The 16,036-nt window shown below is 45.4% G+C and carries 15 protein-coding genes; 12 read left to right on the forward strand and 3 right to left on the reverse strand.

All coding sequences use genetic code 11. The annotated features are described in order from the left end of the window. Positions 1-68 precede the first annotated feature (68 nt). From OCU28_RS03150 to OCU28_RS03180, 7 genes are all read left to right on the forward strand, one after another. Complete coding sequence (locus tag OCU28_RS03150; RefSeq protein WP_261816896.1) at positions 69-1,373, forward strand: isochorismate synthase; 1,305 nt, start codon at positions 69-71, stop codon at positions 1,371-1,373. Next, on the forward strand, positions 1,370-3,082 hold the full coding sequence (gene menD / locus OCU28_RS03155; RefSeq protein WP_261817420.1) for a 2-succinyl-5-enolpyruvyl-6-hydroxy-3-cyclohexene-1-carboxylic-acid synthase: 1,713 nt from the start codon (positions 1,370-1,372) through the stop codon (positions 3,080-3,082). The genes OCU28_RS03150 and menD overlap by 4 nt, the downstream gene beginning before the upstream one ends. Positions 3,083-3,116: 34 nt before the next feature. Further along, positions 3,117-3,518 carry an alpha/beta fold hydrolase gene (locus tag OCU28_RS03160; RefSeq protein WP_261816897.1) on the forward strand — a complete coding sequence of 134 codons (402 nt, stop codon included), beginning with the start codon at positions 3,117-3,119 and terminating at the stop codon, positions 3,516-3,518. A 96-nt stretch (positions 3,519-3,614) separates the two neighbouring features. Beyond that, the gene (locus tag OCU28_RS03165) at positions 3,615-3,857 is read left to right on the forward strand and encodes an alpha/beta hydrolase family protein (protein WP_261816898.1); all 243 of its coding nucleotides are present in this window, start codon (positions 3,615-3,617) and stop codon (positions 3,855-3,857) included. A gap of 11 nt (positions 3,858-3,868) precedes the next feature. After that, the gene (gene menC / locus OCU28_RS03170) at positions 3,869-4,864 is read left to right on the forward strand and encodes an o-succinylbenzoate synthase (RefSeq protein ID WP_261816899.1); all 996 of its coding nucleotides are present in this window, start codon (positions 3,869-3,871) and stop codon (positions 4,862-4,864) included. Further along, positions 4,857-6,254, forward strand: coding sequence for an o-succinylbenzoate--CoA ligase (menE, locus tag OCU28_RS03175; RefSeq protein ID WP_261816900.1), 1,398 nt, complete (start codon positions 4,857-4,859; stop codon positions 6,252-6,254). The genes menC and menE overlap by 8 nt, the downstream gene beginning before the upstream one ends. 89 nt (positions 6,255-6,343) lie before the next feature. Next, a complete protein-coding gene (locus tag OCU28_RS03180) occupies positions 6,344-6,541 on the forward strand; it encodes a hypothetical protein (RefSeq protein ID WP_261816901.1) in 198 nt (65 codons plus the stop codon). On the opposite strand, the gene OCU28_RS03185 is transcribed toward OCU28_RS03180, so the two are convergent. Continuing rightward, a complete protein-coding gene (locus OCU28_RS03185) occupies positions 6,536-7,456 on the reverse strand; it encodes a YeiH family protein (RefSeq protein WP_261816902.1) in 921 nt (306 codons plus the stop codon). The genes OCU28_RS03180 and OCU28_RS03185 overlap by 6 nt on opposite strands. Positions 7,457-7,702: 246 nt before the next feature. Here OCU28_RS03185 and OCU28_RS03190 point away from each other — a divergent pair, with 246 nt between their 5' ends. After that, positions 7,703-8,578, forward strand: a complete 876-nt coding sequence (locus tag OCU28_RS03190) for a Tim44 domain-containing protein (RefSeq protein ID WP_261816903.1) — start codon at positions 7,703-7,705, stop codon at positions 8,576-8,578. Positions 8,579-8,734: 156 nt separating this feature from the next. Here OCU28_RS03190 and pta read toward each other — a convergent pair whose 3' ends face one another. Beyond that, complete coding sequence (pta, locus tag OCU28_RS03195; RefSeq protein ID WP_261816904.1) at positions 8,735-10,867, reverse strand: phosphate acetyltransferase; 2,133 nt, start codon at positions 10,865-10,867, stop codon at positions 8,735-8,737. Between the two features lie 95 nt (positions 10,868-10,962). Continuing rightward, a complete protein-coding gene (locus tag OCU28_RS03200; protein ID WP_261816905.1) occupies positions 10,963-12,159 on the reverse strand; it encodes an acetate kinase in 1,197 nt (398 codons plus the stop codon). Between the two features lie 314 nt (positions 12,160-12,473). On the opposite strand from OCU28_RS03200, the gene yfbV reads away from it, so the two are divergent. The 4 genes from yfbV (at position 12,474) to OCU28_RS03220 (ending at position 16,021) form a co-directional block, all read left to right on the forward strand. Next, positions 12,474-12,926 (forward strand): terminus macrodomain insulation protein YfbV, encoded by a 453-nt coding sequence (gene yfbV, locus OCU28_RS03205; protein ID WP_261816906.1) that lies wholly within the window; start codon positions 12,474-12,476, stop codon positions 12,924-12,926. Positions 12,927-13,242: 316 nt separating this feature from the next. After that, the gene (locus tag OCU28_RS03210; protein WP_261816907.1) at positions 13,243-14,208 is read left to right on the forward strand and encodes an ABC transporter substrate-binding protein; all 966 of its coding nucleotides are present in this window, start codon (positions 13,243-13,245) and stop codon (positions 14,206-14,208) included. A gap of 104 nt (positions 14,209-14,312) precedes the next feature. Beyond that, on the forward strand, positions 14,313-15,230 hold the full coding sequence (locus OCU28_RS03215) for an ABC transporter permease (RefSeq protein WP_261816908.1): 918 nt from the start codon (positions 14,313-14,315) through the stop codon (positions 15,228-15,230). Next, a complete protein-coding gene (locus tag OCU28_RS03220; protein WP_261816909.1) occupies positions 15,227-16,021 on the forward strand; it encodes an ABC transporter ATP-binding protein in 795 nt (264 codons plus the stop codon). The genes OCU28_RS03215 and OCU28_RS03220 overlap by 4 nt, the downstream gene beginning before the upstream one ends. Positions 16,022-16,036: the final 15 nt, after the last annotated feature.

Below are 16,036 nucleotides of genomic sequence, written 5' to 3' on the forward strand. Positions count from 1 at the left end.
TTGCTTAAATAAGCCACCTAGAGTAAGCGCACCACAATTCATATAAAAACAGAGAGTTAGAGGTAAATTTGCCTGACTTGGTACACGCTATTAAAGCCCTATTAGAGGCTATCAACGCCGCGTCCTCAGATGAGACACGTGTTGAAATTCCGATTGAGTCATTTAATGCTGACCATGTAGTACCATGGATGGCAAAGCAGGCTATTTTTCCAAAGTTTTATTGGCAATCGCGGGATACAACCGAAGAAACCGTAGCCCTTGGCCAAGTTCGAACCTTTAGTGATATTAATCCAGCTTATTCTGTACTTAGTCGCAATCAAAGGATCTGGGGGGGGTATGCTTTCCCAAGTGCATCGCACCAAGAAGGGTGTTTAACATCGTATTTCTTTTTGCCTCAGGTTGAACTTCTGCGCCGTAAACAACAATGGTTTCTGGCTGCTAACCTTGTTGAAGATAAAGATGCATTGCGACGCGCTATCCATAAACTAAGCGCAGATTTTGTTAATGAATTGAACCCAGTGCCTAATGTTGACGTTGTGCAGCATATCCCCAATAAAATTAAGTGGAATGAAAACGTCAACCTTGCGTTAAAAACCATTACCGAAACTGAACTAAAAAAAGTCGTACTCGCTAGAAAAACTGTGATTACCTTAGATGCTCCGATGCAAGGGTATGAACTGCTTGAACTTAGTCGCAGAAGCAATGCCAATAGCTTTCACTTTTTATTACAACTCGATAAAGACCATGCCTTTATTGGATCAACACCAGAGCGACTTTATAGTCGTCGTGGAGGCTTGCTAGAAACCGAGGCTCTCGCGGGTACCATAGGGCGTGATGCGAACCCGACTCAAGATCTAAAATTGTCGAATTGGTTGATGCAAGATAAGAAAAACCTCACTGAGAATCAGTATGTCGTTGACGATATCATCGACCGTTTAACGCCATTTTGCCAAGGTGTTGATGTTGAAAATGAACCTCAATTAGTGTTTTTACGTAAGGTTCAGCATCTTAAGCGACATATTCAAGCGGAACTTGTTAGTGATGCAGATAGAAGTCAGTTATTGCAAACACTGCAACCAACCGCAGCAGTAGCGGGTTTGCCCCGCACTCAAGCCCTGCAGTTTATTGAGCAGCATGAGGGCTTTTCAAGGTCTTGGTATAGCGGCTCCGTCGGGTATATCAGTGAAACCAGTGCCGAGTTTTGTGTGGCAATTCGCAGTGCTTTAGTGCACGGCAATCATTTAAGTCTGTTTGCTGGGGCTGGGATTGTTCCTGGCTCCGAGGCGGAATACGAATGGCAAGAACTAGACAAAAAGATGTCGACACTACTGAGCTTGATTACAGAGAAAAATGTATTGGAACAAGCGCAATGAACTCACTCTCAACCAAGCAGTTAGACCAGCCTCAGCTAAATAGGCTGTGGAGTGCGGTAATTTTAGAAGAATTGGTTCGCAGTGGCGTTCAACATGTCTGTGTTGCCCCCGGTTCGCGCTCCACTCCTCTAGCATTAGAAGCCGAGTCTAATTCTAGGCTTGATTTGAAAACCCATTTTGATGAGCGCGGTTTAGGCTTTTTAGCATTAGGCATTGCCAAGGCATCCAGTGCACCGGTTGCAATTATAGTTACTTCAGGTACTGCAGTAGCAAACTTATTACCGGCGGTGGCCGAGGCTAACCTAACCGGTGAAAAACTTATCTTACTAACGGCTGATCGCCCAGTAGACCTAATAGGCTGTGGGGCTAATCAAGCGATAGTGCAGTCTAATATATTCTCTAATCACGTATGCCAAACAGTTGAGTTGCCAAGCCCTAATGCTGACCTCGGTGTTAACTGGCTGCTAAGTCATTTGGATGATGCGTTAGCCGTGCAGGCAGAGCAAAGCGGTCCATTGCATATCAATTGTGCATTCCCTGAGCCCTTATATACCAACCACCCCTGTTCATTAGCGCAGATTAAAGAGATGCCTAAGGCGTGGTTACAAGGTGAGGGACTCTACACCCAAACTATGGTCAAAGCGTTATCTAGTCTAGATATAAAGCAATGGCTTAATCAGCACCGTCACCAGAAAGGTATGGTAGTGATTGGTCGTACTGACCTTACTAGTGCGCGCAACGCCAAGCATTTGGCACAGGCGCTAGGTTGGCCAGTGTTGTGTGACCCTCAGTCGGGTGAAAGCTCAAGTTGGGCCAGCTATGATATTTGGCTGCAAAACCCTGATGCAGATAACGCCCTTGCTCAATGCGAATGTATTTTGCAGTTCGGTGGTCGTGTTGTATCAAAGCGTTTACTGGCATTTATCGCGAAGGTAGCGGCGAGTTGGCCAAGTGATAACTATACCTTGGTAAGCTGCGAGCCAAGCAGGTTAAATCCAGACCACCTACCTATGACTCGGGTGCAAACGGTTGAATGGCTTGACGATGCCATCATCCCCGGAAGCCATGCGGCATGGGCTGACGCGATAACCCTATACAGTGATAAGGTTACCGAGCAACTCAACCTAGTCAGTGACCATCAATTGTCCGAGCTAGTATTAGCATCACACCTGCATCAGATACAGCAAGGTTATCGCCTGTTTATGGGGAACAGTCTAGGCGTACGCTTGGTGGATATGTTTTCACCGCACGCTTTAGGTGAAATTTACTCAAATCGAGGGGCGTCAGGAATAGACGGATTAGTTGCATCTGCCGCAGGTGTAGCCACGGTGGCTGGGGAGCCAGTTCTACTATTTATTGGTGATACCTCTTTATTACATGATCTGAACTCTCTGGCGTTACATCGTAATACTGGCAATATTATTATTGTGGTGAATAATGATGGCGGTGCCATTTTTGATATGTTGCCAGTGGATGCTAGCTTTAAACAAAAGCTCTATCAAATGCCTCACGCCTATCAATTTGAGCATGCAGCACGCCAGTTTGGTTTGGATTACTTGCAGTTAAGCAGCCTAGAATCCGTTATTGCTGAGGTATCTCTACACCGAACGAGTAACACGATGCAAACCAAACTCATAGAGGTTGTCACGCCTCCTGAACAAGCCACTGAGCAGATAAGAGCGATCACCAAGCAAGTCTGTGCAATCTAGTATGTGTTTACCTACCTCGATAAAGCTGGTTTTTGTGCACGGATTTCTTGGAAGTGCACAGGACTGGCGTTCTACCATTCAGTATTTACCTGCTAACGTGGAAGTGCATTGCCTAGATATTGCAGGGCACGCTAGCAATCAGCACCTTATTTTCGACAGTTTTGAACAGTACTCTTCACACCTAATGGATGCCATAGAGGCACTGTCTGAACCGAATGTTGCTATGGTTTTAATCGGTTACTCCTTAGGGGCTCGTCTTATCATGCATGGCATGTCTGCTCCGTTGTGTGAAAAGCTCAATATTGCGCAGATTATTATCGAAGGGGGAAACTTTGGGCTTACACAGCAGTCTGATAGAGAGGCTCGTTGGCGTAGTGATGATGCTTGGGCGAGAAGGTTCGAGAGTGAATCTTTAGCCGTTGTTCTTCACGACTAGTATCAGCAGCCGGTTTTTGATTCGTTAAATAAACAGCAGCGTCAATTGCTGATAACGGAGCGTAGCCATAATTTAGGAAAAGCACTGGCGGGTGCAATGAGATCCACATCTTTGGCTCAGCAACCCTTGCTTTTACCTAAGCTACAGGAGTTACCTATCGCGGTTATCGTTGGCGAAAAAGACAAAAAATTTCGCCAGTTGTATCAAGAGTGCGGTATAGACACCTATCTTATTGCCGATGCTGGGCACAATACCCACAAAGAGCAACCGCAGAGATTTATCACTACTCTGACGCAGATTATACAAGATGGATTAGACTCATCCCTACAGTCTAGCTAGGAAAAATAATAATGAGAAAGGCTAATATCTATTACTACCAATTGCCGATGGACAGCGGTGTAGTATTAAGACAAAACAAGCTTACCCAGCGTGAAGGGTGGATTGTTGAATTGATGGAAAACGAACAACAAGGGCTGGGGGAGATTGCTCCCTTAGTTGGATTTAGTAAAGAAACCCTAGATGAAGCATATGCAGAAACAGTCTCTCGCTTACAAACATGGATTGAAGGAGGGGAGCTGGAGTGCCATTCTGAATTGCCGTCGGTAGCATTTGGTCTTTCTATGGCGCAGTTTGAACTCCAAGGGTTGTTGGGTAAAGAGGGCATGTATCAAGTCGCTCCGCTATGCTCAGGCGACCCAGACGACCTATTTCCAGTGTTAGATAAAATGGAAGGGGAGAAAATTGCTAAGATCAAGGTTGGGCTCTATGAGCCGATCCGAGATGGTATCTTAGTGAATCTCTTTCTTGAATCGATCCCTGACCTGCAATTGCGCTTAGATGCCAACCGAGCATGGAGCCTAGACAAAGCCAATCAGTTTGCTAAGTACGTAAGCCCTGCATATCGCTCACGCATTCGTTATATTGAAGAGCCATGTAAGACTCCCCATGAAAGTATTACATTTGCTATCGAAAGCGGTATGGCGATAGCTTGGGATGAGACCTTACAAGAGGCCGTTCGAGAGCCTGATTTCTCATTCGAACTATTAACTGGTGCGAAATCTATTGTGATTAAACCAAGCCTTATTGGACACATAGACCTCTGTATTGACCTTGTACAAAAAGCTCAATCGTTAGGCTTGATTGCAGTAATCAGCTCTAGTATTGAATCGAGTGTTGGCCTGTGCCAGCTAGCACGCTTTGCCAAACAATATACCCCCGAATCCATACCGGGGTTAGATACCTTGCAATTATTCAAATCACAGCTGCACACAGCGTGGCCGGGAAGCACTTTGCCGGTAGCAAAGCTTGCCGACCAAGCATTAATATGGCGCCAACAAAGTGACTAGTAGCTCTTCGCTATTGGCCCATTGGTCTGCAACAAGGGGTGAGGCTGACGCATTAATCGATACTGTATCGCCTCTAGGTTGGAAGCAGGTACAGGCTAAAAGCTCAGCACTGCAGACGCAGCTAATTGAGCATGGGTTTAATCAAGGGGACGTGCTGTTAATCGTTACTGCGCATAGCTCTCTTGAGATAATACTGCTCTATCTTGCCTGTCTTGAATTGGGCGTAGTGTGTGCGTTTGTGCCACAGCTTTCTAGCCTTGAGCTAGAGCATCGCCTTGAGGTGACAGGCGCGAGGGCTATCTATGTATGTCCTTCAGTTAAGCTGAGTCATAGCGCACAGCTAGCACTCAGCTTTGATAATCAGCAGCCCACCTGTAGAGATAGTGTTTATGATACGCAAAATATTACCAGCTTAATCTTCACCTCAGGTTCTACCGGATCGCCTAAAGCCGTCGCTCATACCGTGCATAATCACCTTGCCTCTGCCACTGGTATTCAACACCAATTTAGCTTTGATAAACAGAGTTGCTGGTTGCTTTCTTTGCCCATGTATCATGTCTCGGGATTAGCGATTGTTTGGCGCTGGTTAGTCAGTGGTTGTCGCTTACAGCTAAAGAAGGACAAAGGGTTAGATTTAGACGGGGTAACGCATACCTCTATGGTCCCAACGCAACTGCAACGAGCGTTAGACAGCAATGCGGTAGGCACCTTGCAGAAGGTACTATTAGGCGGAGCCATTATTCCTCATCAACTTGCAACGCAAGCCTCACAGTGTGGAATCGAAACCTGGGCTGGATATGGGCTCACTGAGATGGCGTCAACGGTAACTGCAAAACGGGTTAATGGGCTAGATAGTGCTGGATACATATTGCCCAAGCGAGACCTTAAACTGATAGCGCAGCGTATCTGGGTTAAGGGTGAGACACTGGCGGTTGGTTATTGGCAACAAGGAAGGCTATTACCCCTTGCCACATCCAATGGCTGGTTTGATACCAAAGATCTTGGCCTGTGGTGCGACAACGAATTAGCTATTATTGGTCGAGCCGATAACATGTTTATTTCTGGCGGTGAAAACATTCACTGCGAGGAAATCGAACGGGTGTTACTCTCTCACCCTTTAATTGAACAAGCTTTTATCGTTCCGGTTTCTGATAAGACCTTCGGCCATCGCCCTATGGCAATGGTGAGTTGTGTCACCACCGACAGTAGCGACACTGAGCACCTTGATGCGTGCTTGAAAAACGAATTAGACCAATTATGTATGCAGCAGCTACAAAGGTTTAAACGCCCAATAGGCTATGGATTAATACCTAAGTCGTTACTTAGTCAAGGGATCAAGGTTTCGCGAAAACAACTTGCTGAGTATGTGTTGAAAAGTAATAGCTTTTAGTAAATTGGTTATGAGATAGAGCAAAAGGGAATTTTTTCAAACTCAAATTGAAGCGCATAATCTCTCTAAATAAGGCAGTTTGGAGAGAAATGATGAGATGGATATGGGCAGGGATTGCAGCGAGCTTGATTGTGGCGACGCTCGACCACGGCTTACTCGGCTCTATCGCCAATGCAATCAGCTTTGGGTTGGTGTTGTGGCTAGCATTTAGAGTAGGCTCACCTAAAAAAGCGAGCCTACGAATGGCTTCTAGAATCCGCACCAATCAATACGATAAAGTGTTATAGCAACCACATCAAAGAGCCAGCAGATATCGTAATCCATAGGCCGACACCAAATAGGAGCGGTTTTAAACCAGCTTCTTTGATTTGCTCAAATGATATCGCCGAACCTATTAAGAATAAGCAAGCGACCAGTGTCTGCTTTGCCACCGAGAATGTGAGCTGGTAAAAGTCAGCAAATTGAGGTAGCAGATCACTTATTACAACGGCGGCAATGTATAAGAAGATGAATACTGGCACCTTAATTTTTTTGCTACCCTTTCCAAAATACCATGCACTTAAAAATGCGACTGGGATAATCCATAGTGCTCGCGCCAGTTTTAAGGTTGTAGCAACCTTGAGTGCCTCTTCACCATAGCTACCCGCAGCACCTACAACCGATGAGGTATCGTGTATCGCAATGGCCGCCCACATACCGAAGGTATGTTGATCCATATGCAGAGCATGCCCAATGATAGGGAATACAAAAAGGGCAATGGAATTCAATATAAACACAGTAGCCAGTGCTAAGCCCGTTTGATTGGCATTAGCATTAATTGCTGGAGAAACAGCTGCAATCGCGCTACCACCACAAATAGCAGTACCACTTGAGATCAGATAGCCCGTTTTCTTATCCAGTCCGATCTTCATTGCAACCCAAGTGCCTAGGAATAGGGTTGCAAATATGGTGGTCATGATTAAGCCGATACCACTACTGGTTGCCTTTAATGCTTCTGACAGAGAGATACCAAAACCCAGACCAATAATGGAATAACTCAATAGTTTTTTTGTCCAGGTTGCAATTGGCAAAGTATTTGGCACAAGACCAAGCTGGGAAAGGATTAAGCCTAGAACTAGAGCTGTGGGTGAGCTTAGCCATGGAGTAAAGCACACAATAAGAGCAACAAAAAATGGAATGTGCTTGGCTGTAATATGGCGCATGAGTGTTAATCAACCGTAAAGTTATTGGAGCTGGATATGATAACTGTCCCTGAAAAGGGATGCGACTATTGCACCTTGCATAGTATTCGAAATTCTATTTAGTAATATCTATATTCAATTATGAAATAAGCAGAGTGTGAATTAGAGCAAGATTGCAATATTTTTTAACATTTAGAGCATGAAACCAAGTTTGATTGTTGTGTTCTAATAGGTACTATGGCTTAACTTTTACAATAAAGAGATATTATGAAACGAATTTTCTCAATTATGGCAATGCTACTGGTCTCTGTATCTATGGTGTTTTCACCGATAACAGAAGCCAAGCGCTTTGGTGGCGGTAAGTCATTTGGCAAGAGCTTTAAAACTGCACCAGCACCTAAGGCTCAACCAACGAATACCAATACACTAAATAATAAGGGCACCAATAACTCGACTTCTAAACGAGGTGGATTAATGGGCGGACTTATGGGGGGATTGTTGGCCGGCGGTTTGCTAGCCGCTTTCTTCGGCGGAGCCTTTGAGGGTATTCAGTTTATGGATATCTTAATCATGGGTCTGATTGCATTCTTTGCCTTTAAGTTTTTACGCGGCATGCTTGGCTCAAAAGCGGGAAGCATGAATCAGCAGCGTCCAGCTTATTCAAATGGTCCGCAACATGACAGCCAGTTTCGACAAGCAACACCTGATTTCCAAACCGAAAATACGGCTAATCAAGGTGGTTTTGGTGCGAGTGGTCAATCGGATATTCCACACAATTACCCACCTGGGTTTGATCAGGCGGCATTTGTGCATGGCTCTCGCGAGCACTATCGCATATTGCAAGGTGCATGGAATCATAATGAACTGCACACTATTGAAGAGTACGTAGCGCCAGCATTGTTTGCTGATCTAAAAGCTGAACGTGCCAGTTATTCAGGTGAGCAGCATACTGAAGTGATGTACGTGGATGCTGAGATTGTACGCGCTGATCATGATGCCTCTAAGGCGCAGTTGAGTATTCAGTTTACTGGTCGCTATAGAGATAGCGATGAAGGTACTGAAGAAGATATCAATGACGTATGGCACCTAGAGCGCGACTTAAGCGCACCTAATGCACCATGGTTGATTGTTGGTATTCAATAACCAATATTACCGCTATAACTAGGCCAGTCTGATGACTGGCCTTTTTTTTGGTTGCTAAGTATTGCCATCGAATCGAGCTTTAGTGATTAAAAACTTACAGGCATAAAAAAGGACGGCAATTGCCGTCCCTTTTATTTATCGAACTACCAATAAAGCTTATTGGCCTGCTTGGATAGCAGTTAGAGCGATGGTGTATACGATATCGTCAACAAGTGCGCCACGAGACAAGTCATTTACTGGCTTGCGCATACCTTGCAGCATTGGACCGATAGATACTAGGTCAGCACTACGTTGTACCGCTTTGTAAGTTGTGTTACCAGTGTTTAGGTCTGGGAATACAAATACAGTTGCTTTACCTGCTACTGGAGAGTTTGGAGCTTTAGAAGCTGCAACGTTTTCCATGATAGCCGCATCGTATTGAAGAGGACCGTCGATGATAAGATCAGGACGTTTAGCTTGTGCAAGTTTAGTTGCTTCACGTACTTTATCTACGTCTGCACCTTTACCAGATTCACCAGTAGAGTATGAGATCATAGCAACGCGAGGTTCTACGCCAAACGCAGCGGCAGAGTCAGCTGATTGGATAGCGATCTCAGCAAGTTGCTCAGCTGTTGGATCTGGGTTGATCGCACAGTCACCGTATACCAATACTTGGTCAGGCAGAAGCATGAAGAAGATTGAAGATACGATAGAAGCATCAGGTGCTGTTTTGATGATTTGGAACGGAGGAACGATAGTGTTCGCTGTAGTGTGAACAGCACCAGAAACTAGGCCGTCAACTTCATTGTTCTCTAACATCATAGTACCAAGGAATACTGAGTCTTGAAGTTTTTCACGAGCAACAACTTCAGTCATACCTTTCTTACCACGAAGCTCAACTAGACGAGCAACGTAGTTTTCACGTACTTCATCAGAGTTGATGATCTTAACGCCAGCGCCAAGTTCAACACCTTGTTGAGCAGCAACACGTTTGATCTCTTCAGGGTTACCTAGCAGCACACATTCAGCAATACCACGCTCAGCACAGATAGCCGCAGCCTTAACTGTGCGAGGCTCATCACCTTCAGGAAGGATGACGCGCTTGTTGGCACGACGTGCAAACTCAGTAAGCTGGAAGCGGAATGCTGGTGGGCTTAGACGACGAGATGCAACCGCACCTTCAGTTAGAGAGTCAACCCAAGGACCATCGATATGGCTAGCAACGTGCTCGTTAACGAACTCAATGCGCTCTTTATCGTCAGCTGGAACTTCTAGGCTGAAGTTTTGAAGGTTTAGCGAAGTCTGCCAAGTATTACCTTGTGCTTTGAATAGCGGTAGGCCAGTGTCAAAAGCAGGTTTACATAGATCAGCAATAGATTCAGGGATGTCATAACCGCCAGTTAGAAGGATAGCACCAATGTCTACGCCATTCATTGCAGCAAGAGATGCCGCAACGATAACGTCTGGGCGATCTGCTGAGGTTACAAGTAAAGAACCTGGTTTAAAGTGCTCGATCATGTTTGGTAGTGAACGTGCACAGAAAGTAATGCTCTTAATGCGACGAGTCGCAGCATCACCTTGGTTGATGAAATCAGCATTTAGGTGTTTAGCCATATCAATCGCACGAGTCGCGATAAGCTCTACACTCCAAGGCACACAACCTAGCACGCGTACTGGGCTAGAATTGATGATTTCCATCGCTTTAACGTTCGCTTGTTGAGCTGCATCGTTTTCATCGAAGATCTCAGATAGATCTGGACGAGTACGACCCGCTTCATCAACAGGAGCGTTAAGTTTGTTAACGATAACACCAGAGATGTTTTTGTTTTTCTTACCGCCGAAGTTTGAAACAGCAACCTCGATACGCTCTGCAAGTTGCGCTGAGTTGTATGTGCCAGGGGTTGCAACAAATACAATTTCAGCACCTAGAGTGCTAGCGATCTCTTCGTTAACCTTGTTAGCAAAAGGATGCTTACGAGTAGGTACTAGACCTTCGATAAGCGTTACATCTGCGTCGTTAACTTGGTTGAAACGCTCAACGATAGTTTCTAGTAGAACGTCCATCTTCTCGTTACGGATAAGCGCTTGCGCTTCGTCCATAGGAGTAGAAACACCAATCTTGATATCGTTATTTGATTCAAGAATGGTTGAAGTTAGATCTGGCTGACTGCCACCTGTGCGTGGTTGAGCAATTGGTTTGTAAAACGAAACGTTTACACCTTTGCGTTCCATAGCACGAATAACACCCATGCTAACACTGGTAAGACCTACACCAGCGCTGATTGGGACAAGCATAATGGTACGAGACATAGTCTGAAGACCTCGGGATATATGTAAATAAGAGCCAGCTTGGGGGAGCTGAGCCAAAAGAAAACAGGTGAGGAAATCCTCACCTGTTTACGTTATTAAAGACCAGCTAAACGAGCTGTGTCTTCTGCAATGATTAGCTCTTCGTTAGTAGAGACAACCATTGCTGGGATGCGGCTGCTTTCAGAGGTAATAACACCTTCTTTACCAAAGCGAGCTTTAAGGTTTGCTTCGCCGTCAACTTCGATACCAAAGATGCTTAGGCGGTTAAGAACCATCTCGCGGATTGGACCAGAGTTTTCGCCGATGCCACCAGTAAATACGATAGCGTCTAGGCGGCCATCTAGGGTTGCAGTGTAACCCGCAACGTATTTTGCTAGGCGGTGACAGAACACGTCCATTGCACGTGTTGCTTCTTCTGTTTTACCGTAGTTATCTTCAACATAACGGCAATCAGAGGTCACTTGAGTCAGACCTTGTAGGCCAGACTCTTTTGTCATCATAGTGTTGATTTGATCAACTGTGTAGCCTAGAGAGTCGTGTAGGTAAAAGATAACCGCAGGGTCGATATCACCACAACGAGTACCCATTACTAGACCTTCAAGTGGAGTCAGACCCATAGAAGTATCTACACACTCACCGTTTTTAATTGCACATACAGATGCGCCGTTACCTAGGTGGCAGTTAATGATGTTTAGTTCATTAGCTGGCTTATTTAGGCGCTCAGCAGTTTCACGAGCGATAAATAGGTGAGAAGTACCGTGAGCACCGTAGCGACGGATACCGTGGTCTTTGTATAGGTTGTACGGGATTGCGTATAGGTATGCTTCTTGAGGCATAGTCTGGTGGTATGCTGTATCGAATACAACAGACATTGGTAGACTAGGGAATGCTTTTTGCGCTGCTTTAATACCTACGATAGCCGCCGGGTTGTGCAGTGGAGCAAGAGATACGCAGTCTTCGATACCTTTAACTACTGTGTCAGTCACAAGTGCTGATTCAGTGAATTTCTCACCACCAGAAACTACACGGTGGCCAACAGCTTTTAGGCTAGCAGATAGTTCTGGTTTAGAAGCTAGGATAGTGTCTACGATGAAAGACAATGCTTCGTCGTGAGCTGCACCATTACCTAGTTCAGCTTCATGTTTGCCATCCAGTTTCCACTTGATACGCGCTTCTGGAAGGTGTAGACATTCAGCAAGACCGGTTAGGTGCTCATCACCATTTTCCGCATCAACAATTGCGAACTTCAGAGATGAACTACCGCAGTTTAAAACTAAAACTAGTTTTGACATGATTGGTTACCTGTTTATTATCTGAACAATTCAGACATAATGAATTTAGTATTCAAGAGTAGACGAAATTTTTAGTATGTTTCATCTCTCAATATGCAAATGCAATAATCCCTTTGCTATCCGTAATACGATTACATTCCTTGCGCTTGAACCTCGCTCTCGCCTAATATGTAGGTAGAGAGTCGAAGCTCTAGAATCGCGGACAAGAATAGCGATATTGGGGAAATATAACAAAAAAAATTGGAAATTCCTTATTCATTATCAATTTTTTATGTGTTTTTTTTAAATCTTAAACTTTTTTTACAAGAAACGATATGATTGAGAAAACGAGTATGCTGCATAAGTTAAAAGAGGGGCAGGTCTACATGGAGACTTGGCCAATGCGAAAAGAGTTGGTTTCTCTTTTCCCTGAGCATCGAATTATCACAGCAACGCGCTTTGGTATTAAGGTAATGCCAGCGGTGGCGGCTATCAGTGTGTTAACTCAACTGTCATTCCACAACGCTAATGGTTTACCTCAAGCTATCATTATTGCTTTGTTTGCTTTGAGCTTGCCGATACAGGGCTTTTGGTGGCTAGGAAATCGTTCTAAAACTCAGCTGCCGCCATCACTGGTGGTGTGGTATCGTGAAATTCATCAAAAAATAGCAGATACAGGCGCAGCTTTAGAGCCGCCCAAGAACAAACCACGATATAAAGAGCTGGCTCAGCTTCTCAATCGGGCATTTCGCCAGCTCGATAAAAACGCATTAGAGCGCTGGTTCTAGTATAAACAACAAAGCATCCTTTATCGGATGCTTTGTTGTTTATGGGCACTTTCTTTACCGTAAATTGAGATGGCTCTCTTGCTCAATATTCAGGTTCAACTCTCTATTTATAGCGCTTTGGGCGAGAAAATCCAGTGATCAGCTCTGCTGTCGCTGAGTAGTTCACTAAGCTTTCACATAAAATCTCACTACAAATGCATTATGCACCTAGATTCGCATCACAATAACTGCTAATAATGGTTAAGTTTTCTGCACTTTCTATCAAGGTACAGATTAAGGACTTTCAACCCAATGGTTGTTACATCAAGGAGATAAGATGAAAACAAACAACATAATTGCAGCAGCTTGCTTGATTGGTGCCACTTTACTAACAAGTACCAGTGTTATGGCTAAAACCGCAAAGGTAGCCGTTTCACAGATCGTTGAACACCCAGCACTTGATGCGACCCGCAAAGGACTAGTTGATGGCCTTAAGGCACACGGTTATGAGCAGGGAAAAAATCTAGAGTTTGATTATAAAACAGCACAAGGCAATCCGGCGATTGCGGTACAGATCGCTCGCCAATATGTTGGAGAGCGCCCAGATGTATTAGTAGGTATCGCGACTCCGACGGCACAGGCGCTGGTTTCTGCAACCCGTGACATACCGGTTGTATTTACCGCAGTTACCGATCCAGTAGGAGCAAAGCTGGTCAAACAGTTAAAGCAACCGGGGAAAAATGTAACGGGTTTATCTGATTTGTCGCCAGTAGAGCAACACGTTGAACTCATCAAAGAGATGTTCCCAGATACGAAAACACTGGGCGTTGTATATAACCCAGGTGAAGCCAATGCTGTGAGCTTGATTGCGCTATTAAAAGAGAGCGCAGACAAGCATGGATTGACACTTGTAGAAGCGACAGCACTTAAGAGCGCAGATGTACAAAGTGCGACTCAAGCGATTGCGGAGAAGTCAGATGTAATCTATGCGCTTATCGACAACACGGTTGCCAGTGCAATAGAAGGCATGATAGTGGCTGCTAACCAAACTAAAACCCCTGTGTTTGGGGCGGCAACCTCATATGTTGAGCGTGGTGCGATTGCCAGTCTAGGATTTGATTACTATCAAATTGGGGTGCAAACCGCAGACTATGTTGCACAGATCTTAGACGGTAAGAAGCCAGGTGAACTCGATGTTAAAGTGGCGAAAGGGTCTGATCTAGTGGTGAATAAAACAGCCGCTCAGAAGCTAGGCGTTACTATTCCTCAGTCAGTATTGGCGCGTGCTACGAGTGTTAAGTAGTTGAATAATGCGAGGCTGGAGCGCCTCGCATTTTATTTAGGTTGATTGGCGCGATTAATCCGTTAACGAAGGCTTATCAACCTTTAGGCAGAAAAGGAGTTTGTATGTCTGCTTTTGCGTTTTTGGGCGCACTTGAGATTGGCCTGATTTATGGCCTAGTGGCCCTTGGGGTTTATCTTACTTTCCGGGTGCTCGATTTTCCGGACCTAAGTGTTGATGGTTCGTTCCCTATGGGGGCAGCAGTAGCGGCCACCGCTATTGTCGCTGGGATCAACCCTTGGCTTGCTACTGGGATGGCGATAGTTGCCGGCGGTATGACGGGCTGGGTGACAGCATTTCTAGCTGTACGCTGTGGCATCTTGCACCTGCTGGCTTCAATCCTAACCATGATTGCTGCATTCTCAATTAACATTCGGATTATGGGACGCCCCAATATAGCCCTATTAGGTGAGGACACCATACTTACGCCATTTGAGTCCATTAGTGATGGGATGTTTATCCGTCCCTTAGTCGTAGGGGTCTTGGTTCTGTTTTCCGCCTTTTTTATTATCCGTTTACTCAATAGTGATTTTGGTCTTGGGCTACGAGCTACAGGGGTGAATGCGCGTATGGTACGAGCCCAAGGTGGCAGTACCGCATTTTATACCTACTTTGGGTTGGTATTATCAAATGCCTTCGTCGGCTTTGCGGGAGCCTTATTCGCTCAAACCAATAGCTTTGCCGATGTTACCTCAGGCGTGGGCACCATTGTGGTTGGTCTTGCCGCTGTTATTTTAGGACAGACCCTCATCCCGGGTAGAAAAATTTGGGTGGCGGTGTGCGCTGTGATTATCGGTTCGGTTTTGTATCGCCTTGCGGTCGCTTTCGCTTTGAGTTCGGGCATGTTTGGATTACAGGCGTCAGACCTTAATCTAGTGACAGCAGTACTGGTTGCAGTGGCTTTGATTGCACCAAAAATGAAAGCGCAATATAAGGCTAAGCAACAAATAAAAATCGCTCGCGATACCACGGAGGGTACATGATAGAGCTTAAGAATATTCAAGTAACCTTTAATCCTGGAACGATTTTAGAGAACCGCGCATTGCGCGGGGTTGATCTTATCGTGCCCGAACATGAGTTTTTGACCGTAATTGGCTCCAATGGTGCTGGTAAGTCGACGCTATTAGGCGCAGTAACGGGTGAGACTCCTATGATAGGTGGGCAGGTGGTTATCGATGGTATCGATGTTACCCGCCGCCGTGTCGATCAGCGCGCTAATCTTTGTGCGCGAGTGTTTCAGGACCCGTTGGCAGGAACCTGTGGTGATTTGACCATCGAAGAGAATATGGCTCTAGCGTGTCGACGCGGTATGTCCAGAGGCTGGACATTGGCGCTATCGAGCAAACGACGTAAGTTGTTTCAAGACCGAATTGCTATTTTGGGGTTAGGATTAGAAGACCGCCTTGGTGACAATATCGGGTTATTATCAGGGGGACAACGTCAGGCGATAAGCCTTGTCATGGCGACCCTCTCGGAGAGTAAGTTACTATTGCTTGATGAACATACCGCTGCACTAGATCCACGTATGGCCGCCTTCGTTATTGATTTGACTAAGACCCTTATCAAAGAATTTAACCTTACCGCGATGATGGTGACGCACTCCATGAAAGATGCATTGGCGTGCGGTGATCGCACTGTCATGCTACATCAAGGCGAGATTGTATTAGATGTATCAGGGGAACAGCGAACCCATATGCAGGTCCCTGATTTACTTGAGATGTTTAGCAAGGTGAGAGGCGAAGAGCTAACCGACGACGCGCTGCTGCTTAGCTAGAGCGAATTCTTTTGC

It is taken from the genome of Vibrio gallicus (assembly GCF_024346875.1).
In the GTDB taxonomy this organism is placed as follows: domain Bacteria; phylum Pseudomonadota; class Gammaproteobacteria; order Enterobacterales; family Vibrionaceae; genus Vibrio; species Vibrio gallicus.

Bases quoted from the DNA above. Each gene is read 5' to 3' on its own strand.
- menD (WP_261817420.1), top strand. From the start codon at position 1,370: ATGAACTCACTCTCAACCAAGCAGTTAGACCAGCCTCAGCTAAATAGG.
- OCU28_RS03165 (WP_261816898.1), top strand. From the start codon at position 3,615: ATGAGATCCACATCTTTGGCTCAGCAACCCTTGCTTTTACCTAAGCTA.
- menC (WP_261816899.1), top strand. From the start codon at position 3,869: ATGAGAAAGGCTAATATCTATTACTACCAATTGCCGATGGACAGCGGT.
- OCU28_RS03180 (WP_261816901.1), top strand. From the start codon at position 6,344: ATGATGAGATGGATATGGGCAGGGATTGCAGCGAGCTTGATTGTGGCG.
- OCU28_RS03185 (WP_261816902.1), bottom strand. From the start codon at position 7,456: ATGCGCCATATTACAGCCAAGCACATTCCATTTTTTGTTGCTCTTATT.
- OCU28_RS03190 (WP_261816903.1), top strand. From the start codon at position 7,703: ATGAAACGAATTTTCTCAATTATGGCAATGCTACTGGTCTCTGTATCT.
- pta (WP_261816904.1), bottom strand. From the start codon at position 10,867: ATGTCTCGTACCATTATGCTTGTCCCAATCAGCGCTGGTGTAGGTCTT.
- OCU28_RS03200 (WP_261816905.1), bottom strand. From the start codon at position 12,159: ATGTCAAAACTAGTTTTAGTTTTAAACTGCGGTAGTTCATCTCTGAAG.
- yfbV (WP_261816906.1), top strand. From the start codon at position 12,474: ATGATTGAGAAAACGAGTATGCTGCATAAGTTAAAAGAGGGGCAGGTC.
- OCU28_RS03210 (WP_261816907.1), top strand. From the start codon at position 13,243: ATGAAAACAAACAACATAATTGCAGCAGCTTGCTTGATTGGTGCCACT.
- OCU28_RS03215 (WP_261816908.1), top strand. From the start codon at position 14,313: ATGTCTGCTTTTGCGTTTTTGGGCGCACTTGAGATTGGCCTGATTTAT.
- OCU28_RS03220 (WP_261816909.1), top strand. From the start codon at position 15,227: ATGATAGAGCTTAAGAATATTCAAGTAACCTTTAATCCTGGAACGATT.